The sequence below is a fragment of the Nocardia sp. FBN12 genome (assembly GCF_054031145.1).
Window position 1 is genome coordinate 3,636,112 of the sequence record NZ_CM132926.1, and the last position, 22,796, is coordinate 3,658,907.

23 protein-coding genes are annotated in these 22,796 nt (G+C 64.9%); 7 read left to right on the forward strand and 16 right to left on the reverse strand.

All coding sequences use genetic code 11. From position 1 onward, the window contains the following. Positions 1-2 precede the first annotated feature (2 nt). The 5 genes from ACWZHB_RS17485 to ACWZHB_RS17505 form a co-directional block, all read right to left on the reverse strand. Entirely contained in the window at positions 3-872 is an 870-nt protein-coding gene (locus ACWZHB_RS17485) for an alpha/beta fold hydrolase (protein WP_427908987.1), read from the reverse strand. Further along, positions 872-1,750: an SDR family oxidoreductase gene (locus ACWZHB_RS17490; protein ID WP_427908988.1), complete on the reverse strand. Its 879-nt coding sequence runs from the start codon at positions 1,748-1,750 to the stop codon at positions 872-874. The genes ACWZHB_RS17485 and ACWZHB_RS17490 overlap by 1 nt, the downstream gene beginning before the upstream one ends. A gap of 30 nt (positions 1,751-1,780) precedes the next feature. Continuing rightward, complete coding sequence (locus ACWZHB_RS17495) at positions 1,781-2,212, reverse strand: type II toxin-antitoxin system Rv0910 family toxin (protein ID WP_427908989.1); 432 nt, start codon at positions 2,210-2,212, stop codon at positions 1,781-1,783. Positions 2,213-2,277: 65 nt separating this feature from the next. Next, positions 2,278-3,477: a lipid-transfer protein gene (locus tag ACWZHB_RS17500; RefSeq protein WP_427908990.1), complete on the reverse strand. Its 1,200-nt coding sequence runs from the start codon at positions 3,475-3,477 to the stop codon at positions 2,278-2,280. Positions 3,478-3,513: 36 nt separating this feature from the next. Continuing rightward, complete coding sequence (locus ACWZHB_RS17505; protein WP_427908991.1) at positions 3,514-4,371, reverse strand: MaoC/PaaZ C-terminal domain-containing protein; 858 nt, start codon at positions 4,369-4,371, stop codon at positions 3,514-3,516. A gap of 150 nt (positions 4,372-4,521) precedes the next feature. Between ACWZHB_RS17505 and ACWZHB_RS17510 the strand changes: the two genes are divergently transcribed. Both ACWZHB_RS17510 and ACWZHB_RS17515 read left to right on the forward strand, forming a co-directional pair. Then, positions 4,522-5,559 carry an AraC family transcriptional regulator gene (locus ACWZHB_RS17510; protein WP_427908992.1) on the forward strand — a complete coding sequence of 346 codons (1,038 nt, stop codon included), beginning with the start codon at positions 4,522-4,524 and terminating at the stop codon, positions 5,557-5,559. A gap of 106 nt (positions 5,560-5,665) precedes the next feature. Beyond that, positions 5,666-6,496 (forward strand): SDR family oxidoreductase, encoded by an 831-nt coding sequence (locus ACWZHB_RS17515; RefSeq protein WP_427908993.1) that lies wholly within the window; start codon positions 5,666-5,668, stop codon positions 6,494-6,496. Positions 6,497-6,582: 86 nt separating this feature from the next. Here ACWZHB_RS17515 and ACWZHB_RS17520 read toward each other — a convergent pair whose 3' ends face one another. The 9 genes from ACWZHB_RS17520 to ACWZHB_RS17560 are packed head-to-tail and all read right to left on the reverse strand — an operon-like array spanning position 6,583 to position 15,889. Beyond that, complete coding sequence (locus ACWZHB_RS17520) at positions 6,583-7,257, reverse strand: hypothetical protein (RefSeq protein ID WP_427908994.1); 675 nt, start codon at positions 7,255-7,257, stop codon at positions 6,583-6,585. A 36-nt stretch (positions 7,258-7,293) separates the two neighbouring features. Further along, positions 7,294-8,487 (reverse strand): MlaD family protein, encoded by a 1,194-nt coding sequence (locus ACWZHB_RS17525; protein ID WP_427908995.1) that lies wholly within the window; start codon positions 8,485-8,487, stop codon positions 7,294-7,296. Then, entirely contained in the window at positions 8,484-9,572 is a 1,089-nt protein-coding gene (locus ACWZHB_RS17530; protein WP_427908996.1) for an MCE family protein, read from the reverse strand. The genes ACWZHB_RS17525 and ACWZHB_RS17530 overlap by 4 nt, the downstream gene beginning before the upstream one ends. Continuing rightward, entirely contained in the window at positions 9,572-10,663 is a 1,092-nt protein-coding gene (locus ACWZHB_RS17535; protein WP_427908997.1) for an MCE family protein, read from the reverse strand. Before ACWZHB_RS17535 ends, ACWZHB_RS17530 begins: the two co-directional genes overlap by 1 nt. A gap of 17 nt (positions 10,664-10,680) precedes the next feature. After that, complete coding sequence (locus ACWZHB_RS17540; protein ID WP_427908998.1) at positions 10,681-11,748, reverse strand: MCE family protein; 1,068 nt, start codon at positions 11,746-11,748, stop codon at positions 10,681-10,683. Next, complete coding sequence (locus ACWZHB_RS17545; RefSeq protein ID WP_427908999.1) at positions 11,745-12,797, reverse strand: MCE family protein; 1,053 nt, start codon at positions 12,795-12,797, stop codon at positions 11,745-11,747. Before ACWZHB_RS17545 ends, ACWZHB_RS17540 begins: the two co-directional genes overlap by 4 nt. Beyond that, positions 12,794-14,167, reverse strand: a complete 1,374-nt coding sequence (locus tag ACWZHB_RS17550; protein WP_427909000.1) for an MlaD family protein — start codon at positions 14,165-14,167, stop codon at positions 12,794-12,796. Before ACWZHB_RS17550 ends, ACWZHB_RS17545 begins: the two co-directional genes overlap by 4 nt. A gap of 8 nt (positions 14,168-14,175) precedes the next feature. Further along, positions 14,176-15,039, reverse strand: coding sequence for an ABC transporter permease (locus ACWZHB_RS17555; protein ID WP_427909001.1), 864 nt, complete (start codon positions 15,037-15,039; stop codon positions 14,176-14,178). Between the two features lies 1 nt (position 15,040). After that, on the reverse strand, positions 15,041-15,889 hold the full coding sequence (locus ACWZHB_RS17560; protein WP_427909002.1) for an MlaE family ABC transporter permease: 849 nt from the start codon (positions 15,887-15,889) through the stop codon (positions 15,041-15,043). Positions 15,890-16,322: 433 nt separating this feature from the next. Between ACWZHB_RS17560 and ACWZHB_RS17565 the strand changes: the two genes are divergently transcribed. Continuing rightward, a complete protein-coding gene (locus tag ACWZHB_RS17565) occupies positions 16,323-17,519 on the forward strand; it encodes a TetR/AcrR family transcriptional regulator (protein ID WP_427909003.1) in 1,197 nt (398 codons plus the stop codon). Positions 17,520-17,541: 22 nt separating this feature from the next. Here the strand turns inward: ACWZHB_RS17565 and ACWZHB_RS17570 are convergent, their stop codons facing one another. Both ACWZHB_RS17570 and ACWZHB_RS17575 read right to left on the reverse strand, forming a co-directional pair. Next, positions 17,542-18,147, reverse strand: a complete 606-nt coding sequence (locus tag ACWZHB_RS17570; RefSeq protein WP_427909004.1) for a TetR/AcrR family transcriptional regulator — start codon at positions 18,145-18,147, stop codon at positions 17,542-17,544. Further along, positions 18,144-19,673 (reverse strand): class I adenylate-forming enzyme family protein, encoded by a 1,530-nt coding sequence (locus ACWZHB_RS17575; RefSeq protein ID WP_427909005.1) that lies wholly within the window; start codon positions 19,671-19,673, stop codon positions 18,144-18,146. The genes ACWZHB_RS17570 and ACWZHB_RS17575 overlap by 4 nt, the downstream gene beginning before the upstream one ends. Before the next feature lie 188 nt (positions 19,674-19,861). Between ACWZHB_RS17575 and ACWZHB_RS17580 the strand changes: the two genes are divergently transcribed. From ACWZHB_RS17580 to ACWZHB_RS17595, 4 genes are read left to right on the forward strand one after another with little or no spacing between them, the layout of a single operon-like run. Beyond that, on the forward strand, positions 19,862-21,046 hold the full coding sequence (locus ACWZHB_RS17580; RefSeq protein ID WP_427909006.1) for a lipid-transfer protein: 1,185 nt from the start codon (positions 19,862-19,864) through the stop codon (positions 21,044-21,046). A 2-nt stretch (positions 21,047-21,048) separates the two neighbouring features. Beyond that, complete coding sequence (locus ACWZHB_RS17585) at positions 21,049-21,537, forward strand: MaoC family dehydratase N-terminal domain-containing protein (protein ID WP_427909007.1); 489 nt, start codon at positions 21,049-21,051, stop codon at positions 21,535-21,537. Further along, positions 21,534-21,944 (forward strand): MaoC/PaaZ C-terminal domain-containing protein, encoded by a 411-nt coding sequence (locus ACWZHB_RS17590; protein WP_427909008.1) that lies wholly within the window; start codon positions 21,534-21,536, stop codon positions 21,942-21,944. The genes ACWZHB_RS17585 and ACWZHB_RS17590 overlap by 4 nt, the downstream gene beginning before the upstream one ends. A gap of 15 nt (positions 21,945-21,959) precedes the next feature. Beyond that, a complete protein-coding gene (locus ACWZHB_RS17595; protein ID WP_427909009.1) occupies positions 21,960-22,790 on the forward strand; it encodes an SDR family NAD(P)-dependent oxidoreductase in 831 nt (276 codons plus the stop codon). Positions 22,791-22,796 lie beyond the last annotated feature (6 nt).

A 22,796-nucleotide genomic window follows, 5' to 3' on the forward strand; every position in this document is an offset into this window, starting at 1 on the left:
AGTCACGAGATATCCCTTGTTTCGGTAGAGATGCCCGCCAATTCGCGTGCGAGCTGGGCGATTACGGCGGTGGCATCGAGCTGGGGACAATGTCCCGCGTGCGGCAACACGACCAGACGACTACCGGCGTTGGCCGCCTGCAGGATCCGGCCGGCGGAGACCGGAACCAGAAGGTCGCGAGCACCCTGCACGACGACCATCGGCACCCGCACGCCGCCATGGTCATCGTTCTCGTCGAGCTCGGCCTTGAGCCGGGCGCCCAAGCTCAACAGCCGATGGGTTTCGGCGGGGTCGGTGGCGACCGCGACAAGTTCTGCCACCGTCTCGGGGTCGACCGCCGACTTGCGGCCGTACAGCAAGCGCGGGCCGATCCTGGCGACAAGGGCTCGATGAAGTCTGGCGGAAAAGCCGAGGGCGGCAGAAAGATGATTGACCGCGATGATAGGGCCGAGCCCGATCGAGACGAGTGGCTTCCAGGCGATCCCCGCGGTATCGAGTGCGACGACCCCCGCAACCGGAAGGTCGCTGCTTCGGCTCGCCCGTAAGGCCAGGGCAGCGCCGAGCGAGTTGCCCATCAGCACAACGCCTTCGGGCCCCGCATGCTGCCGAATTGCCTCGGTGAGGAACATATCCAGCTGCGGCACCAACGCTCCCGGCCGCAACGGATCGGCGCGACCGAAGCCGGGCAGGTCGACGGCGACCGCCGCCCGCCCGGCCGCGCGCAGGTGATCCATGGTGTGACGCCAGGCCTCCGAGGCGTGCGCGAAACCGTGCACCAACAGAATGGTGGGGCCGTTGCCGGCCACTACCAGTTCACGCGTCTCGTACCCGGCGTAACTGGCGCGTCGCTCCACACTGAACGACGTGCTCATTACGACCAGCGATCGAACTGCGCGGGAAGTTCGTCGAGCACCCACGGTCCGTCGACCTCGACGGTCTCCTGGAAGGTCCAGCCTTCCAGCAGCGAGACCGCGCCGCCCTGCACGGCGAGCACCTTGCCGTTCAGCGGGCACTTCTCACTGGCCAAGTAGGCGACGATAGGAGCGATGTTCGCCGGGCTGAAGGCATCGAACTCGCCTTCGGGCACCTCGGCCGCGAAGATCGCGCTCATCCCCGGGGTGGCGAGGGTGAGCCGAGTGCGGGCCACCGGGGCGATCGCGTTGACGCGCACCCCATATCGGGACAGTTCCTCGGCGGCAACGAGCGTCATCGCCGCGATAGCGGCCTTGGCGGCGGCGTAGTTGACCTGGCCGGGAAGTACCGAGAAGGTGCCCGACGCGGAGGCGGTGTTGATCACCGAGGCGTTGCGCGGGGTTCCCGCCTTGGACTGCGCTTTCCAGTACACCGCGGCATGACGCATCAGGTTGAAGTGGCCGTGGAGATGCACTCCGAGCACAGAGTCCCACTGCGACTTCTCGATGCCGGCGATGAACGCGTCGCGCAGGATGCCCGCGTTGTTCACGACGATGTCGAGGCCGCCGAACTCCGAGATGGCCTGGTCGACGAGACTCTGCGCACCATCCCAGTCAGCGACACTGTCGGTGTTGGCCACGGCCTTGCCGCCGGCGGCGATAATCTCCTCGACCACCTGCTGCGCCGGACCGGCGTCGGTGCCGCTGCCGTCGTTGCTGCCGCCGAGGTCGTTGACGACGACGCTCACGCCCTGCGCGGCCAGCAGCAGTGCGTGTTCACGCCCGATGCCACGACCTGCACCGGTGACGATGGCGACGCGATTCTCCGTTGAACCCATGTGAATTCCCTTGCGTGAGTGAGGTAATGGTCAGGCGAGCAGATCGGACAGCTTCTCGAGCGAAGCCTCCAGTTCCTTGAACGCGGTGCGCTCGATGGCCTTGCCGATCGCGCCGACCATCATCTGGCTGATGAACTCGGCCTCGATCTTGGCGACCGACCCGGCCCCCGCTGCCTCGACGGACATCGTGAAACTGACCTTGGCGTTGGCCATGCCGACGCCGGAGATCGTGAAGGTGTTGGGCGCGTCGTAGTTGGTGACATCCCACTCGATGGTGTTCGGCATTCCCATGATCGAGAGGACTTCACTCATCTTGTCGCCCTGCGCGACCGAGGTCGGCGGCTGGGACTTCCACTTGTCGTGCATGGTGTTCCATTCCGCGTTGCGGCTGGGGTCGGCGATGATCGCCCACACCTTGTCCTGCGAAACCGCGATTTCCTTCGACGCCGATGCCTGTGCCATGTGTCTTTTCCTTTACTCGAATAGCGTTGCTGGAGAGTGGTCTTGCCGGTATATGTCGTGGTGGGTCAGCGCGCGGCCGGGCGGTAGGCGGTCACCACAGCCGATCCGCCGAGCCCGATATTGTGCGCGAGCGCGATCTTCGCGCCGGAGACCTGGCGCTTGTCCGCCATACCGCGTAGCTGCCAGTTCAATTCGGCGCACTGGGCCAGGCCGGTCGCGCCGAGCGGATGACCCTTGGAGATCAAACCGCCGGTCGGGTTGACGACCCAGCGACCGCCGTAGGTGGTGTCGCCGGCGTCGACAAGCTTGTGCGCTTCGCCTTCGGCGGCCAGTCCGAGTGCCTCGTAGGTGAGCAACTCGTTGGCGGCGAAGCAGTCGTGCAGCTCGATCACGTCGATGTCATCGGGACCGATCTGCGCCTGCTCGTACACCTCGAGAGCGGCGCGGCGGCTCATATCGCCACCGACCAGGGTGATCAGGCTGCCGCTGTCGAAGGTGCCCGGAACATCGGTCACCAATGACTGGCCGACGATTTCGATGGCCTGACCCGCGAGGTCGTTCTCCTCGACGAAGCGTTCGCTGACCACGATCGCGGCGGCGGAACCGTCCGAGGTCGGCGAGCACATGGGACGAGTCACCTGGCCCGCGGCGTAGATCATCTTGGCGGACTTGATCTCGTCGGCGGTGTAGCTGTCCTGGAACTGGGCATACGGGTTGTTCACCGAGTGCAGGTGGTTCTTGACCGCGATCTGCACCATATGCTCCGGGGTGGAGCCGTACTTCTCGTTGTGCTCGAGACCGGCCGCGCCGAACATCCAGGGCGCGGGCGGGAACGAGATCTCACGCAGCTCCGCCATGGCCAGCAGATGCCGCTGCATCGGCTGTTCGCGGTCCTCGTAGGTGGAACCGAGCGAGCCGGGCTGCATCTTCTCGAAACCGATGGCCAGGGTGCAGTCGGCCAGGCCGCCACGAATCGCCTGGGCAGCGAGGAACAGCGCGCTCGAACCGGTCGAGCAGTTGCTGTTCACGTTGAAGACGGGGATGCCCGTCAGGCCGAGCTCGTAGACGGCGCGGTGACCCGAGGTGGATTCGCCGTAACAGTAACCGGCGTAGGCCTGCTGCACCTTGTCGTAGGCGATACCGGCGTCCTGCAGAGCTTTGGTACCGGACTCCTTGGCCATGGCCGGGTAGTCCCAGCCTTCACGACGGCCGGGCTTTTCGAACTTCGTCATGCCGACACCGACGACGAATACACGATTGCTCATTGATCTGACTCCTTGACGTGAGTGTGCTGGGACGGGCTACGCGATCTCCGCGATGCCGTCCTTGATGAGAGCGTCGCCGTCGCCGCTGGCACTCTCGAACGCGTAGACCTGGCGTCCCTCGGTCTCGCCGGTACGCCAGATCGACGTGGTCATCAGCTGCTCGGGCCGCGCGGGCTTGCTGAAACGGACCGCCAGGCGCCGCAGGCGCGCCGGATCATCGATGGCGACCTGAGACAGCACCGCATGCGAAGTGAACGCCATCGTGCACAGCCCGTGGATGATGATTCCCGGCAGGCCCATCTGCTTGGCGAAGTCGTCGTCCAGGTGGATCGGCATCGGGTCACCGGCAGGTTCGGCGTAGCGGAAGGTCTGGTCCTTGTCGAACTGCTGCTCGACAACGAAGTCGGCTGCACGCTCACGCAGCGACTCGTCGAAAGAGTGTGCCGGCGCGGGTGTTCCGGCCTCATGGGGCCAGACGCCGCCCTTGAAGAAGCCGGAGAAGTACTGCTCGTTGACGAGCGCACCCGCGGCGTCCCTGGTCTCGCCGATGGTCGTCACCACCACGCCGGTGGACTTGCCGTGGATGCCGACGACCTTCGACCGGACCGTCAGCGTCTCACCGGGCACGATCGGGCGGTGGAATCGGAAGTCCTGCTCGCCGTGCAGAATTCGCATCATCAGTTCGTCGGGAACGACACCCATCGTGGTGTCGGCCAGGTCCGACAATGCGGGCACGACGGCGAACACCGGGGGCGCGTAGGTACCGTCGAGGTGCTGCGCGATCGGGTCATTGGTCGCCTCGGCATACGCGATAGCGCGTTGCTTCTCGACCGGGAATTCGATTTCGGAACTCCACGTACCGATGCCGTCGACGTTGAACACGTGCTCGGACATTCACCATCCTCCTCGACTCAGCGTGGCCGCGAACACGGCCGCATCGCTCGTAACTCGACGCTACGGACGGCACGGGCCGTTCGAAATGACTCGACCTCGCGTAGTTCGTGACCGAAACGCGCATTCCGCTCGCGCTGCTAGATTTCCTGTGTGGCAGCACAGGGCGGAAATGAATCGGTGACGGCGGGTCGCACGGTGGCGATTCAGTTCGTCCGAGCGGCGATGTCCACCGCGGCGGCTCGCGGCATCGATATCCGCGGCGCTTTGAGCAGCGCACGCATCACTACCGAAATGCTCGGACACGATCGGGTCCGGGTAACTCGTGCGCAGGCGATTCAGGTCGTGACGGCGTTGTGGAAGCAGACCGACGACGAACTCGCCGGACTCGGACCGCGCCCTGTTCCCCGTGGCGTTTTCCAGATGATCACCCTCGGCCTCATCCATGCGCCCGATCTACACACCGCGCTGACGCGGTTCACCGAATTCGCGACACTCACCACCGGGATGCGGTCGGAGTTGATCGTGTCGGGCCGCCGTGCTCAGGTGGTGATCAACAGCGGTTCCGACGTTGCGCTCGACCCGCTGGTCGTCGATGTGGGCGTCGCGGTCATCCATCGCCTCGCATCGTGGCTGATCCGCAAACAAATCCGGCTGACTTCGGTGGACCTGCCGTTTCCCGCACCGCCGTACGCGGCCGAGTACCGACTGATCTACGGTGCGGTGCCGACTTTCGATGCCGAGTGCGCGGCCTTCAGCTTCGATTCGATGTTTCTGGCGGTTCCGGTCGTGCGCACCGAACCGGAACTCAGCGCGTTCCTGCGTACGGCACCAGCTGACCTGCTCTTCCGCACTCGTTATGACGTGACCACCGCGGACCGAGTACGAAACATACTGGAGCGCACGGACTCCGCCGACTGGCCGGACACCGAGGACGTCGCCAAACGCTTGTCGGTGAGTGCTCAGCATGTCCGGCGACTACTCCGGGAAGAGGGCACCTCGTTCCGCGTGATCCAGGAGGACATCCTGCGTGACCGCGCCATCGACAGCCTCGTCCGCGGCGAGGAGACCATCGAGGAACTCTCCGAGCGGCTCGGCTACTCCGAGCCGAGTGCGTTTCGCCGCGCCTTCCGCCGGTGGACCGGTATCGCGCCGGGCTCGTATCAGACCGGGAGTCCCCCGACCGCGTAGTGCGCGGTTCGGTCACACATTGTGCGCGGTCCGGCCCTGTCATCGGTCCGTGCCGGCCCGTACCGTCAAGGCAATTATGGCCAGCCGAAAGGGCGGAGAACCCACAATGACACCGAAGTCTGTGCGGGATAAGGTTGTGGCGATTACCGGTGGTGCCCGTGGCATCGGATTCGCGACTGCGAAAGCGCTCACCGAGCACGGTGCCAAGGTCGCCATCGGAGACATCGACGAAACAACGCTCAAAGAATCGGCTGCTGTCCTCGGGCTGACTGCCTACAGCAAACTCGATGTCACCGACACGGCGTCGTTCGAGGCTTTCCTGAACACTGTGGAACAGACGCTGGGCCCGATCGACGTTCTGGTCAACAACGCGGGAATCATGCCGGTTGGCCGGCTCATCGACGAACCCGAGCACGTCACCCGGCGCATTATCGATATCAATACATTCGGTGTGATCATCGGATCCAAGTTGGCGGCCCAGCGCATGGTGCCCCGGGGCAGCGGCCACGTCATCAACGTCGCCTCGTTGGCCGGCGAGATCTATACACCTGGACTGGCCAGTTATTGCGCCAGCAAGTACGCCGTCGTCGGCTTCACCGACTCGGCTCGGGTCGAACACCGTGGCACGGGAGTCGATTTCTCGCTGATGATGCCGTCGTTCGTGAACACCGAACTGACCGCGGGCACCCACGGTATCCGTGGCATCAAGAGCGCCCAGCCCGAAGATATCGCCGCGGGCATCATCCGGCTGATCGGCAAGCCCACCGCACGCGTCCGGGTAACCAGACTGGCCGGGGCACTGGCGGCGACGCAGAAGTTCATTCCGCGCGGCCTCGCGGAAGCGATGACGAGGGCATTCGGCGGGGAGTCCGTCTTCCTCGACGACGTCGACGCCGACAAGCGTGCGGCATACGAACAGCGGGCCCGACACAACTGAGCGCAGCCTCGAAACGCACTGGGACCCGGAATCGATTCCGGGTCCCAGTGCGTTTTCGCTGTTCGCTCCGGCTGTGCGCCGGCCGGCTATCGTGGCACGGGTTGTTCGGCTGCCGGGGCCTGGGCAGGCGAGGCGGGTTCCAGTGCCGGCGCATCGAGCTTGCTGACCAGCCAGTGACCGTCGATTCGGTCCATCGTGGCCACCAGGGAGATCTGGCTGGGCACCTGCCTGCCCTGGGTGCCGAGACTGCTGATGGAGACGCTCATGGCGACGACCACCTCGGCGTGCTCGTCGTCGGCATTGGCCACACCGCAGCTGGTGTCGCGGGCCTCGGACTTGATCTGGGCGCTCGTGATCACGTCTTTGAGTTCACTGCTGGTCTTGGAGAACTCGGTCTTGAATTCGCCGGTGGCACCGTCCAGTACATTCCCGATGTACTCGTCGATATTCTGGGCGTTGTAATTCGTCATCGTCTTCGCGTATTCGCACGCCGCGGCCCGCGCCGAGTTCTGCACTTCGAGTGTCGAGTGATCGGCGGTGTATCGCATGTAGAAGAAGGCGGCGGCGGCGATGGGGACCAAGACGGCCGCCGCCATAGCGGCCGCGCGAACCGGGCGCGACCATCGAGTTCCTACGGCCGGACCGGTGGGCGCCGTCGACTCTTCCTTCGGATCGGCGGAGGCATCAACTTTCGGCGCCAGGGTTTCCGATGCTTCGACGTCGTCGGAGGCTGAGGGCTTTTCGCGTTCGGTGGGTGTCATCTGAATGCTTCTCACTGTGGGTTCAGGGCGCTCGGGTCAGCGCCGCGGGATCTCGGTGTCGATCGGGATCGACTGCTCGTCCGGGTTCACCCCCGGCGGCCGGGCGGCGCCGTTGTCCGGCTGATCGGGTCGGGGTGCGTTGGCCGACCCACGGATCTGAAGTGCGGGATTGTTGGTGACGCAGAAGTTCCAGCGCCGCACAGTGGGTCCGTTGAGTTGGGTCGGCGAGACCGGCACGGTCTCGTATTCGCAGGTCGGGCGCGGCCAGATGTCGACGAGTGTGTTGAAGGCACCGTCGTGGATGGGGACACCGAGCGCGCCCGCACCATCGCGCAATGCCGGGAAGAGTTCGCGCATGGCCGGTGTGCGCAAGCGCGCCGAGCGGGCGATGGCCAGGAAGTTCGTCGCGAGATTCGTGACAGGGTCGGAGGTTTCGGCCAGTACGCCGCCGACGGTCGCGAGCTGACCCGGCGCCAGATCGAGCATCCGGCGCAATTCGGCGTCGGCGGCGGTCAGTTGCCCGAACAGCGTGCTCGAATTGCGGGTGAGCGTGGTCAGATCCGGTTGAACGAGCGCGGTGGTGGCCGCGATTGTCCGCAGGTTCGTCAGCAGCGCGACGGTCTGCGGCAGGAGGTTGTCCATCCCCACAGTAATGGCGCTGATTCCGGAAACGAGGTTGCGCAATTGGTCCGGGCCACCGCCGAGTGCCTTGTCCAGTTCGGTGATGATCGTCTGGAACCGCGCGGGATCGCCGACCGGATCGAGTTGCGCGATCAACGCGTTCGCGTTTTCCAGCACGTCGGCCAGCGGCACCGGGGTCGTGACATCTTTCGACTTGATCACCGATCCGTCCGCCAAGTAGGGACCGTCGCCGGAAGTCGGCCGGAAGTCGAGGTACTGCTCCCCCACTGCCGAAAGAGACTGCACGGCAACGATTCCACCCGACGGGATCCGAGCCGAGGAATCGATGCGCGCGAGCGCCTCGATCCCCGTGCCGGTCAACCGAATCGCGGTGATCCGGCCGACCCGATAGCCACGGAAGGTGACATCGCTGTTGTTCATCAGACCGCCGGAACGAACCAGCTCGACCCTGACCGTGTAGGCGGCGCGCAGCGGATTGATATCGGCCAGTCCCACGAAAAGGTAGGTGCCGCCGAGGATCAGCGCGAACACCAGCCCGAGGTTGGTGAGCAATACCTTGCGACGCAGTAGTCGCGAAACGAACGTCATCGCTGTCCTCCGTGCACTCTGGCGTAGACCCGTCGCAACACATCGAGCAGGCTGCCTCCGAAGGCGTCGACGTCGGTGGCGTCGGGTAGCTTGCTGCCCGGGTCGTAGAGCGCGCCGAGGCCGAGATAGTTCGCCGTCCCGTAGAAGGCCATCGCATTGCCGCGCAGAGTGCTCAGCAGCTTCGGCGTGACCTCATGGAGCGCGTCGAGGGTTCCGGCGAAGTTGTCGCCCATCCGGGCCAGGCTGGAGGTCAGTTTCTCGGTGCTGTCGAGCAACGCGGCCAGATCGGTGGTCGAGGTGTCGGCGAAGTCGTGCAGCGCCGCGCTGGTGACCGCGATCTTGCCGAGCAGGTCACCGATCTTGCGGTTGTCGTCAGCGATCGCGCCGATCATTCCCGGGACGGTGTCGGCGACGGCGCTCAGTTCGGCCCGGCGCTGGTCGAATTGCGTGAGCAGGCCGTCCACCTGGACGAGCATGCCGTCGAATTGATCGGACCGGTCATTCAATGCCGTTGTCGCCGATGTCATTTCGGTGATCAGGTGGGCCAGCATCGGCCCGCGACCAGCGACCATGGAGTCCAGCTCGGTGGCGATGTTCGCGACCCGGTTCAGCGCGCCGCCATTGACCAGGGTGGCGACCGACAACAGCAGATCCTCCACCGACGCGCCCGCGGACGTGTTCTGCTGGGTGATGGTGTCTCCGGGGCGGAGTAGTTGCTGATCGGCGGTACGCGGGGGCAGCGAGATCGCTACGTACACATCGCCGAGTGGGGTGGCCTGGCGCAGTTCGGCCGTCGCGTTCGCCGGCAGGCGCACATCACCGCGAATGCTCATCTCGACATCGGCGAGGTAGTTCCGGGTCGAGATCTCGGTCACCTCACCGACATCGGATCCACCGATCTTCACATGCGCGGACGCGGGCAGATTCAGCGCGTTGGTGAAGATCGCGTGGACCCGGTAGCTGTCCGCACCGATGCTCGGACGAGGCAGTGGCAGATCCCCGACGGTGACGCCGCAGCCTGTCGCGGTGCCAAGGGCGGTGGCCAGTAGCAGTGTCGTGGCCAGGCGGGTAGCGGTGGATCTCATCAGGTACCACTCAATCCGAGCAGGGCGGCGGTGAGGCCGAAGTCGGGACCGAAATCCTCGATTTTGCCGGTACGGCAGCCGTCAGAGCGCATCTGGATGCGGGAACAGAACAGGCTCAGTGCCTCACCGTCGAGCAACGACTTGTCCACCAGGAAATGCAGGCGAATCTGTCCCTCATCACGCATCACGGCGTTGTCGACGTTGCGGAACAGCAGCGGCGTGACGTCGACGATCTCGATCAGATTGCGCGCGTTGCGTTGTAGCTGACCGGTGGTGCCGGTCAGCCCGGTCAAGGCATCGCCCAGCTGGGTGCCACGTTGGTCCAGCACCGCGCTGGTGTTGGCGAGGAAGTCGTTGAGCTGGGCGAGGACAGCTTGCAGGCCGGGTGACTGATCGGCGAGCAGCTCGCTCAGCTGGGTCGTCTGACCGCTGAATTCCCGCACCGCCTGGTCATTGCCCGCGATCATCTGAGTGATGTCGTTGAGCCGCACGATGATTCGGGAGATGGCATCACCATTGTCAAGTCCGAGCTGCACAGAGTTCGACAGCGCGGTGATGGTCTCCCGGATCTTGTCGCCGTTACCGCGCAACACCTGCGCGAGGTCCTCGCCCGAGAGCGGGCCTTCGCCGCCCTCGGTGCCCTTCAGCGAGGTGGCGATACTGTCGACGGTAGCGAGTACCCGGTCCAGATCGACGGGGGTCCTGGTGCGTGCCGGACCGTCCATCCCGCACGGGCTGCCGCACGGGATGTGGTCGCCGTCAGCCAGTTTCGGCCCGGTGCCCGAGTAGGCGGGTGCCAGCTCGATGTGCCGGTTGGTCACCAGCGAGGGCGACAGCGTCGCCGCGATGGCATCGGCGGGCACGGGGGTGTCGGCGCTGATCGTCATCCACACGGTGACGTAGGCACCGTGTGGGGCGATCTTGTCGATCTGGCCGATCTTCACTCCGAGCAGCGAGACGTCGTTGCCCTCGTATACCCCGGCGATATTCGCGAAATCGGCCGTCACCTGGATCTTGTCGACGAACGGACCGCGCAGTTCGCAGCCACTGATCGCCAGCGCCGCGGTGCACATGGCTGCCACGGATGTCATAATTCGGCGCAGTGTCATCACCGGCACCCCTCGATGATCGGTACTCCGGGAACTCCGCAGAGCATCTGGTCGGTAATGGGTCCCCACGGTGCCCAGACATCGCCGTAGTTGCCGTTTCCGAAGGCGTTGTTCATCTGTCGCACGGCGATCGGCATTACCTGGAGCAGCTGGTCGAGCTGCTGACGATTCTTCTCCAGCCCCGCGCCCATGACTGCCAGCTGCTCGATCATCGGGCCCAGTTGTTCGTCGTTCTCCGCGCCGATCTGCTGGAACTGGCGCGAGAGTGCCGCCATATTGTCGAGCAAGCTCTGCACCATCTGCTTTCGCTCGTTGACGCGGTCGCCGATGGCACCGGCCTGCACCATGATCAGCAGGATGTTGTTGCGGTTGCCATCGAGGATTCCGGCGACCTGGTCCAGGCTCTTCACCAGGGCGTCGACCTGTCCGCGCCGGGCGTCGATTGTTTTCGCCAGTGCGCCGACGCTGTCGAGTGCAGTGGCGGCGAGCTGGGGTGAATCACCGAGCTGGTCGCCGAGCACGTCGATCGCCTCAGAGACTTTGGTGGTATCGATGCGTTCGATTCGTTCGAACTGCGACGCATAGTCGGGGTCCTGCACGATCTTGGCGAGATTGAAGGGAACGGTGGTGTGCGACAGCGTTATTCGGCTGCTACGCAACTCATCGCCGTGTCCGGTGTCCAGCGCTACATAGGTGCCGCCGAGGATCGTCGAGGTCTTGATCTCGGCCCGGGCATCCCGCCCGATCGCCAGGTCGCCGTCGATATGCATCCTCACCGCCACGTGGCCGGCCTCGACCTCAGCCGTCACCACCCGGCCGACCTGGATACCAGCCACCCGCACCTTGTCGCCGGACGTCAACCCGGCCGCTTGGACGAACTCGGCGACCACGGTCTTGTCCCCGATACCGAGCGAGTTGTAGACACTCGACCCGACCAGCAGTGCCGCGATGACAACCGCACCGATGAGACCGGAGCGGATGTCGCGGCGGCGGGGAGTGTCATCTCCGAGCCGGGTACGCAGTCTCGCCATCACCCCCGCGAACCGAATACGAGTCGCCGCGATCATCGGCACACCTCCGAGTGATGGTTGCCGATCAACGCGTTCATGATCTCGGGGAGGACGCCTGGTGGGAGCAGCACGCCGTAGAGCGCGATGTCGAGTTCGCAGGCATAAGCGTTCGCGTAGGCCCCGTTCTCGGTGAGGTGTGCCACGCCGAGCAGGATCTTCGGCAGGTCGATCGCCGCCTGGTCGAGTTTCGCGCCGTTGCCGACCAGTAGGTCGAAGGCCGCGGTCGTCGAGTTCTGCGCCAGGCGCAGCTGGGACTGCACCTGCCCCATCATGTTCGCTACCGACCCGGTGGCGCCGGCGACCTGCTCGGTCGAGTGCAGCAGGGTCTGGCCTTGTTCGTACAGTCCGGCGACGAGGTCGGCGGTCCGGTTGACGAGAGTGTCCAATTCGCCACCGCGCGCGGCCAATCCGGTGACAACGCCGGTCAGGTTGTCGATCACGTCGCCGAGGATCTGGTCGCGCTGCTCGAATTCGGCGGCGACCGCCGCGGCCTGGGTGATGAAGGCGCTCAGCGACACGTTGTCACCCTGCAGCGCGAGGATCAGGGTGTTCGACAGCGAGTTGATCTGTTCCGGCTTCAGTGCGCTGAACAGCGGCTCGAACCCTCCGAGCAGGGCCGTCACATCGAAGGATGGCTCCGTCTGGAAGGTCCCGTCCGCGGCGCGCAGCGGGATGGCTCCGTCGGCTGCCAGCGTGGTGCCCTCACCTTTGCCCGGTGCGAGCGCCACGTAGCGTTGCCCGATCAGATTCTGGTAGCGAATCATGGCCCGGGTATTGGTGAACAACGCCTGATTCCGCTCGACCTGGAACGTCACGCGGGCATGGTGATCCTCGTCGAGCGCGACGGACTGGACCCGGCCGACCCGGACACCCGCCATCCGTACATCGTCGCCGGGATGCAGTCCGTAGGCGTCGGAGAATGTCGCCGAGTAGTGGTTGGTCTCGCCGGGGATGGCGCGTTGGAGCGTCGACCAGACCACCCAGGTGACCAGCACGGACACGATGGCGAACAGGCTGAATCCGATCAGTGGTTTTCGGTAGCTCATTGGTGGCGACCTCCTTCCGAGGTGTCCTGAGTCAGCGATCCGCCGGTCAGCGCAGCGCCGAGCAATATCAGCTGTGTCGCGTTCGGGGTCCGGCCGAGCAGAGCGGTGACCGCCGCCGGCCCCCGCAACGCTGCCGGGCGAACGGGACCGCTTGCTCCGGGTAGCCCGGGTAGAACAGGCAGGCCCGGCAGTGTGGGCAGACCGGGAATGCCTGGCAGACTCGGCAGCGGACCTGGTGCGGGATCCGCTGGTGCGACGGGGGATTCGGCTGGGCGTAGTGCCGCAGGGAGCTCCCCCGGGTCGGCGACCTCGGGAGCAGTGCCGCAGCTCGGTCCGGCCAGCTCGCCGTAGCGCGGGCAGTCGGCCCGGGTGTTGGGCCGGAACGGTGTCAGCGATACGTCGATCTTCCACTGCCACATGAGTTTCCCGTCCGGACCGCCGCGGTAGGTGGTGGAGAATGCCCGCAATGTGTTGGTGAAGTTGACCATCGCCTGCGGCAACGCCTCCGGATCGGCCGCCAATGCCCCGAAGGTCTCAGCGAGCCCACCGACGAGTTCCTTGCCGGTATCGGGATTGCGGGCGAAGAGTCCGTTCACCACATCGACGGTGTCGCCCGCACCGGTGAGCAGCGCCGTCAGACGATCTCGCCGTTCGGCGACCGTCCGGGCCGTGGTCACCGACTGACTCAGCACGTCGAGCAGTGCCGGCGCCGACTGGTTGAGGCCGGCGGCGGCGGTGGTGAAGTTCTCCAGGTCCGAGGCGATCCCGACCTGGTTGACACCGGTGAGCCAGCGATCCAGCCGCTCCAAGGTCGAGCCCGGCATGCGGGCGCTGCCGTTGAGCGCTTCCGAGAGCGTGGCCAGGATTCGCCCGAGCTTGTCCGGCTCCAGTTTGGTCAAAACGTTCCGGAAAGTCGTCAAAGCCGTTTGCAGCGCGACGGTTTCCTCCGTCCGGTCCTGCAGAACCACCGCGCCCGAGGTCAATCCTGTCCCCGGACCGTTGTCGAGCAGCTCGATGGAGGTGACGGCGAAGATGTTGGCGGGCACCACACGGGCGGTCACGGTCGACGGAACGCCCGTGGCGAAACCCGGTTCCAGTTCGATCCGCACCCGCTGGACATCTCCGGCCGCCGCGACCTCGGAACCGCGCACCCTACCCACGGTGAGCCCGCGGAACTTCACGTCCGAACCGGCGGGCAGTCCGTCGCCGGTGGAGGTGAGCTCCGCGACGACAGGCACGGTATCGGTGAACTTGCCCCCATAGCGAAGCAGTAGCAGCGTGGCGACAGTGGCCACCACCGTGCCGAGCGCGACCCCGGCGACCAGCAATTGCCGGCCGCTCGGTCCACGCCCACTGGGATCGTTGATCATTTTCCCACCTATCCCGAGAACCGAATTCCCGGATCAATGCCCCAGATACCCAGTGTCAGAAGCAGATCAGCGATCACCACGACGACGAAGCAGACCTTGATCGCCGAGCCCGCCGCGATGCCGACGCCCTCCGGACCGCCCTGCGCGAAGAATCCGTAGTAGGACTGGATGAACACGGTCAGCGTCACGAACACGATCGCCTTGAGGATCGAGAACAGCAGGTCGGTACTGACGAAGAACTGGTGGAAGTAGTGGAAGTAGGTGCCGCTGGAGGTGCCGCCCATCATCACCACGGTGATCCGGGCCGAGATGTACGCGGCGCTCAGGCCGACCAGGTACATCGGGACGATGGCGATCCACGCCGCCAGAATCCTGGTGCTCACCAGGTAGGGCAGCGGCCGGATGGCCAGCGAGTCCAGGGCGTCGATCTCCTCGGAGATCCGCATGGTGCCCAACTGCGCGGTGATCCGGCAGCCACCCTGCACCACGAACGCGACGACCGCGATCATCGGGCCGATCTCCCTGGTGACCGCGAACGCCGTGATCGCACCCGTCACCGGGCCCATGCCGAGCAGATCCAGCTGCGAAAACGCCTCGAGACCGATGGTGACGCCGACGAAGATGTTCATCGCGATGATCACGCCCATCACCCCACCGCCGACAACGAGTGAGCCATTGCCCCACGTCACATCGGAGAGCAGGCGCCACACGTCTTTGCGATAGTGCTTGAACGCCAGCGGGATATCGGCGAGGCAACGCACGAAGAAGAAGGCTTGATGGCCGGCTTTGCGCACCGCGTTCGCCGGCTGCCCAGCGGCGCGGCGCAGGGCGCGAAGGGGTCGCAGCAGGGGTGGCACATAGGTCGCGGACATCTCACACCACCTGGTGCGGGAACAGCGCGTTGAACACCTGCGTGAGAATCACATTGGTGGCGAACAGCAATAGCGCGGAGTTGACCACCGCCGAGTTCACCGCATTCGCCACCCCGCCGGGACCACCGCGGGTATTCAGGCCCGTGTCGCAGGCGATGATCGCGGTCAGCAGCCCGAAGATGAGCGACTTCAGCACCGCCGCGACAAGATCGGAGGGCGCGGCGAAGGCGGCGAAAGTGCTCACGAACGAGCCTGCCGTGCCGCCCTGGACGTACACATTGAACATGTAGCCGGTGATGAAGCCGATGAAGACGACGAATCCACACAGCAGCACACTCACCAGCATTGCCGCGAGCAGGCGCGGGGCGACCAGTCTCGTCAGCGGGTCGACGCCCATCACGCGCATGGCGTCGATCTCCTCGCGGACCGTCCGCGACCCCAGATCCGCGCAGATAGCCGAACCCACCGCGCCCGCGATCATGAGCGAAGTCACCAGCGGCGCACCCTGTTTGATGATCCCGAGACCGCTCGCCGCGCCCATGAACGACGTGGCGCCCACCTGGACGACCAGTGAACCGACCTGAATGGAAAGGATCACTCCGATCGGTATCGCGATCAACAGGGTCGGGGCGGCCGAGGCATTGGTCATGAAGGCGCACTGGCGGACGAACTCGCCGAAATGAAACTTGCCCCGGAACAGGTCGACGACGAGTTGCGATATCGCCTGGCGGCCCAGTGTGACCTGCCTGCCGAAGGTCTCGATCGACTTGACCGGATGGTCACGGAAATAGTCCCGGCTCCACTCCAACGCGGTCGAGGTCGGGGCACCCGGATCCTTCGTTGATCGCACCTGTGTCACGCCCTCGTGATCGGCGGCCGATGACCGGCATCGGCCTCGGAGCCCACCCGGTCTGCAGGCGCGGTCTGCGGCGTTGCGACGATCGTCGCCATGGTTCCTCCCAGGTTCTACGTGAAGTCGGCGTAGTGTAACAGCAATCACACATGGTTTGGCAAGAGCGATATTTGAGCCACCAAAATGCGCCTCTGATCTGCTATTTCAGGACTAGATTGACAGACGAGCACACCATCGTGAAGATTTAAGTGAATATTACATAGTGACGAGTCATCAGCGCGAAAGTGTTGCCGGAAGCAAGCACTTCGCAGCAGGGCATCTCGGCGCCACCATGACGAATGCGGCCGGTAGCGTAGGAATTCGGTGCGGCATGAAGACCGTGGCGCGTCGGCGATCGATGCTCGCCACCTGAACAAGATCGGAGGCGAAGATGGGCAACGGGACCGACCTGCGCACACACGGCCATCCCCCGCGCGGTAAGCGTCCGGCGAACCGGCGTCAACTGATCTTGCGTGCGGCAGCGACACTGTTCTGCCGGAATGGCTACGCCAATGTCGGCGTCGGTGAAGTGGCGGACGCGGTAGCGATCGGCCCGTCCGCGTTGTACCGGCACTTCCAAGGCAAGCAGGATCTGCTGGCCGCTGTCGTCAGCGACGCGCTGAACACGTTGAACGAAGCCCTGGCCGCGGCCACCGCCGATGATCTCGCGACACGGCTCGCGGCGGCGGCCCTCGCGGATCGCGACATCGGTGTGCTGGTGCGCAGGGAATCCCGGCACCTGTCCGTCGACCATCGCCGCCTGATCAACGCGTCGATCAACGGAATCGGTTCGCGCACCGCCGAATTGATCAGCGAGCGCAGGCCCGATCTCGGTACGGCGGAAGCCGACCTGCTGGCCTGGTGCACGCTCGCGGCGACAAGCAGTGTTTCGTTCCACAGCCTGTCGCTGCCCGAGCCCGAGTTCGCCACCTTGCTCGCGGAACTCATCACGACGGTGGTCGAGTCACCGATCGCGCTGACCGAACGAAACCCGGAAGCGACCGCGGACCGCGGTTCGATGGTCCCCCGCTCCCGGCGCGAAGCCATCCTGACCGAAGCGACGCGCCTGTTCGCCAGGAACGGGTTCGCGAACGTGAGTATGGAAGAGATCGGCAGCGGCGTCGGCATCGCGGGCCCGAGTGTCTACAACCACTTCTCGGTGAAGTCGGACGTGCTGTCGGCGGCGATGTTCCGTGGCGACGCATGGCTACGGATCGACATGAATCGGGCATTCGCTCGGTCCACCGATCCGCGTGAGTGTCTGCACAGGTTGCTCGGCAGCTACCAGGAGTTCGTCTTCGAGAACGCCGGTCTGGTCCAATTGCTCGTCTCGGAGTCCATGTATCTTCCGGATGCGGACCGACATCGAGCGCGGGCGGCCCAGCACGAATACGTCGCGGAATGGGTGCATCTGGTCACCACGGTGCATCCGGACTGGGATGCGGTCAGCGCCCGCATCCGGGTTCAAGCGGCACAGACGATGATGAACGACATCGCGCTCATGCCACCATTGCGCGCACGCCCCGGTGTCGACACGGCACTGCTCACCATCGGCGCGCGACTCCTGGCGATCGGCGACTCGAACTGAGCGCCGCCGGTGCCGCGGTACGTCAGGCATCCGGTTGCAGCGGCACCCTCGACAGTCCGTCCCAGCACAACCCGACCGTGATCTCGACCGCCGCTGTCTTCGTGATCGGCCGACCTGAGTCCAGCCATTGGCGCGCGGCCATCTGACTGGCACCGACCAGCCCGACAGCCAGTAGGCGCGCTCGGTGCGGATCGAGCCCGGAATCATCGACGACGACATCCGAAATGCATTCCACGCACTCGTCGATCGCGTTTCTGATCCGCCATTCGACAGATGGTTCGGTGCTGACACCCGATTCGAAAATCAGCCGAAGGCCAGCCGGGTAATCGTCGGCGAAGTCGAAGAGGGACTGCACCGCGGCGTGTACCCGCTGGTGATTGTCGCCCGAGGCCAACGCGTGCCGCACGCTGCGTACCAGCGCGTCGATATGCGATTGCAAGACCGCCAAGTACAGCTCAAGTTTTCCCGAAAATTGTTCGTACAGCACGGGTTTGGTGAACCCGGCCCGCAGCGAGACCTCGTCCATGCTGGTGCCGTGATAGCCGCGATTCCCGAAGACTTCGCTCGCGGTGAGGATGACGTGTCGCCTGCGGGCCTCGCGACGGAGCATTGTCGGCGTGGCGTTCATGTTGTGGTCGTCAGACGTTCGCGGAGCACCTTTTTCAGGATCTTCCCGGAGGGGTTACGCGGCATCTCGGTGATGACGATCAGCTCGTGGGGAAGTTTGTAGGACGAGATTCGTTCGCGGCAGAATTCCCGCAGCCCATCCAACGTCAGTTCGACGGCTTCCCGCACTACCGCGACGGCGACGATGCTCTCGCCGTATTCGGCATGCGGGCGGGCGATCACGGCGGCATCGAGAATGCCGGGGTGGGCGGCGATAGCGTTCTCCACCTCGATCGAGTACACATTGCGGCCGCCGGTGATGATCAGGTCCTTGAGCCGGTCGACCAGCGTCATGTAGCCATCGGGATCGAGCCTGGCCAGGTCGCCGGTGTGCAGCCAGCCGTCCACGATGGTGGTGGCGGTGGCCTCGGGCTTGTTCCAGTAGCCCTTCATGACGGTCTCGCCGCGCAGGACGAGTTCACCGACCTCACCCGGAGCCACTTCGGTGCCGTTCACGTCGACGATTCGGCATTCCGACAGCATTAGCGCCTGGCGGCCACTGGCGTCGGGGCGTTCGAGGACCTGCTCGCGATGGGAGAAGATGCCGCCGGGGCCGCCCTCCGTCTGACCGCACAGCTGCATGAAGTTCACCCCTGGCCACAGGGCGACCAACTGCTGAACCACGGTTGCGGGCATGGGCGCCGCACCGAACATCGCGGTACGCCAGGCCGACAAGTCGCGCTCGGCGGCGCCGGGAACCCGCAGCAGGAACTGATACATCGTCGGCACCCCGAAGAACATCGTGATGCGTTCGCGCTCCAGGGCTTCCAGCACGCCGGCGGGGTCGAATCCGCTCTGCACGACGTGGGTAGCGCCGATGAGGGTGCCCGGGATCAGCATGATGCACAGTTCGGCGGCATGGTAGAGCGGGGCCACATGCAGGAAGCGGTCGCCGTCGCGCATACCGCACGTTCCTGTCGTCGCCGCGGCGACCCACATCGCACGATAGTGGTCGAACAACGCTCCCTTGGGCGAACCAGTGGTGCCGGAGGTGTAGAGGATCTGCGCGTCGTCGGAGTCGTGGACGGCAATGTCGGCCACACGACATTCGGCGGTGTCCGCGAGCGCGAACAGGTCCGGGAAATCTTCGACCTCTGACATCGCGAGGGCACGCAGCGACTCGGGCAGGCCGTTGCCCACCGCTGTTCGCACCACCGGCGCGACGGCCGCATCGAAGACCAGGGCGGACGCACCGCAGTCACGAACCAGGTAGTCGAGCTCGGGGGCGGCGGACGCTGGATTGACAGGGACGAAGATCGCACCCAGACGGTGCGCGGCGTAGAAGACGATCACGAATCGGTCGGAGTTGGTGGCCATCAGAGCCAGCCGATCACCCTTGGCGATCCCCTGCACGGCAAGAGCACCGGCTACGCGGTCGACTTCCGCATCCAGTTCGGCGTAGGTGTAGCGGCTGCCGCCGAATACGAGCGCCTCCCGGTCCGGGACGCGCCTCGCCGTCGAGCGCAACGTGGCACCGATGGTCACCATGAATCCTCCAGGGCTGCTTTATGTGAATTGTCAGTAGTGTAACAGCAGTCACAAACCGTCGCACAAGAGGCAGCCCAATCCGATCTTCGAGGGTATACGGTGCAGTACGAGTGACCTCACTTGCGTCGGCGCCAGCGATCGTATTCACTAAGTGAATTCGAGATAGTTATCTAGACTGAGGAGTCGATGTGAGTCAACGCGTGGTGGTCGCCGGTGTCGGGATGATTCCCTTCACGACGCCGAGCCGGACCGAAACCTATGACGTGATGGGCACAACCGCGGCGCGCGCGGCGCTCGCAGACGCGGGCATCGGGTACGAGAAGATCCAGCAGGCCTACGCCGGCTATGTCTACGGCGACTCGACCTGTGGCCAAGCCGTGGTCTACGGCCTCGGCCAGACCGGAATTCCGGTCATCAATGTCAACAACAACTGCTCGACCGGATCGTCGGCGCTGTTTCTGGCCCGTCAGGCGATCGAATCCGGCGCCATGGACGTGGTCCTCGCGGTCGGCTTCGAGCAGATGCAGCGCGGCGCACTGGCGATGGGCTACACCGATCGGCCTACTCCGTTCGATCGGTTCAACGCCGTGATGGACCAGATCCAGGAGCGTACCGACGCTCCGTTCGCCGCACAGATGTTCGGCGGTGCCGGGCGGCAGTACGCGGAGAAGTACGGCACCTCGCCGGAGACCTTCGCCAAGATCTCGGTGAAATCGCGCAAGCACGCCGCCAACAACCCGTACGCGGTGTTCAAAGACCCGGTAACCGTGGAGGAAGTACTCGCCTCCCCGCACATCTACGGCAGCTTGACGCGATTGCAGTGTTGCCCGCCCACCTGCGGCGCGGCCGCGGCGGTGCTCGTCAGCGAGAAGTTCGCGAAGGCCAACGGCATCGACGCGTCCGTCGTGATCAAGGCGCAGGCGATGACCAGCGATTTCGCCTCCACTTTTACCGAGAAGGACATGGCGAAGATCGTCGGTTACGACATGTCCAAGGCTGCCGCACAGCAGGTGTACGAGGCATCGGGCGTCTCTCCCACCGACATTCGGGTCGTCGAGCTGCACGACTGTTTCACCGCCAACGAACTACTCACCTACGAGGCCATCGGTCTGACCCCTGAGGGGACCGCAGAGCAGTTCATCAATGACGGCGACAACACCTACGGCGGCCGGGTGGTCACCAACCCGTCCGGCGGACTGTTGTCCAAGGGACACCCGCTCGGCGCGACCGGACTGGCCCAATGCGCGGAACTGGTGTGGCAGCTGCGTGGGCAGGCACAGGCCCGCCAGGTGGAAGGCGTGAACCTCGCGCTGCAGCACAATATCGGGCTCGGCGGCGCGGCCGTCGTCACCCTGTACGAGAAAGTGAGCTGAACATGGCCGTGGACTCCTCGGCAATCGGGATGGAACTGCCCCCGACGACGTTGCGCGTGGATGCGGGGCGGCTGCGCTTCTTCGCCAAGGCGATCGGGGAAACCGATCCCGTCTTCACCGATCTCGACGCCGCACACGCGGCGGGTTACGCGAATCTTCCGGTCCCTCCGACATTCCTGTTCGGCATCGAGCTCGAGCAGCCTGACCCGTTCGAATGGCTGGCGACCCTCGGGATCGACCTGCGTCGGGCACTGCACGGTGAACAGTCGTTCACCTATCACACGACGGCGGTGGCCGGTGACGTACTGACCGCTACGCCGCGGATCGGCGAGGTGTACAGCAAGAAGGGCGGTGCGCTCGATTTCATCGAGAAGACCTCGACCATCACACGGGGAGACGGTGAGCTCATCGCCGAGCTGAAAACTGTACTCGTCGTGCGCAATCCGATCGAGTCTCGCTCGGCGACGGAGAGTACGGAGGCAGGAAAATGACCACGACTCCATCCATCCAGGTGGGAACCGAGCTGCCGTCCGTGCAGATTCAACCCATCTCGCGAACCACGCTGGCACTGTTCGCCGGTGCGTCGGGTGATCACAACCCGATTCATGTCGACATCGACGTGGCCCGCTCCGCCGGGCTCGATGACGTGTTCGCGCACGGCATGCTGTCGATGGCCTACCTCGGCCGACTGATCACCAATTGGGTACCACAGCAACAGCTTCGGTCTTACCGGGTGCGATTCGCCGCCATCACACCGGTGCTCGGTCAGCCGATCGCCACCGGCAAGGTCGTATCCATCGAGGAGGTGGGCGGGGAACGCCTCGCCACACTCGAACTCGTCGTCGCTGTGGCCGACGGCACCGTCACACTCACCGGCGACGCTGTCGTCGCACTCTGAAAGGTATCGCCCACCATGGGAACTCTCGATGGCAAGGTAGCCATTGTCTCCGGCTCGGGTCGCGGCATCGGCCGTGAGATCGCGCTCAAGCTCGCCGCCGAAGGCGCGTCGGTCGTGGTCAACGACCTCGATGCCGAGCCCGCCAAGGAAACCGTCGCCGCGATCGAGGCCGCGGGTGGCAAGGCCGTCGAATGCGCGGGCAGCGTCACCGAGGAAGGCTTCGCCGAGCGTTTCGTGCAAACCGCGGTCGACTCCTTCGGCGGGCTCGACATCATCATCAACAACGCCGGCTACACCTGGGATTCGGTGATCCAGAAGATGACCGACGAGCAGTGGGACGCCATCATCGACGTACACCTCAAGGCACCGTTCCGGATTCTGCGCGCCGCCCAGCCGGTGATCGCCGCACAGGTGAAGAAGGCCAAAGAAGCGGGCGAGCCGATCCCGTGCCGCAAGGTCGTCAACATCTCCTCCGTCGCGGGCACCGGAGGCAATGCGGGACAGTCCAATTACTCCTCGGCCAAGGCAGGCATCACCGGCCTGACCAAGACCCTGGCCAAAGAATGGGGTCGCTACAACGTCACCGTCAACACCGTGGCGTTCGGCTTCATCAAGACCCGCCTCACCGAGGCGGCGGCCGACGGTGACAGCACCATCGACGTGCAGGGCAAGACGCTCAAGGTAGGCGTGAACCCCGACCTGTTCGCCGCGCTCGAGCGCTCGATCCCGTTGGGCCGCGCGGGAACCCCGCAGGAGGCCGCCGGATCGGTCTATCTGTTCTGCACCCCGGAGTCCGACTACGTCAGCGCCCAGACCCTGGTCTGTGGCGGTGGCTTCAACATGTAAGGACCG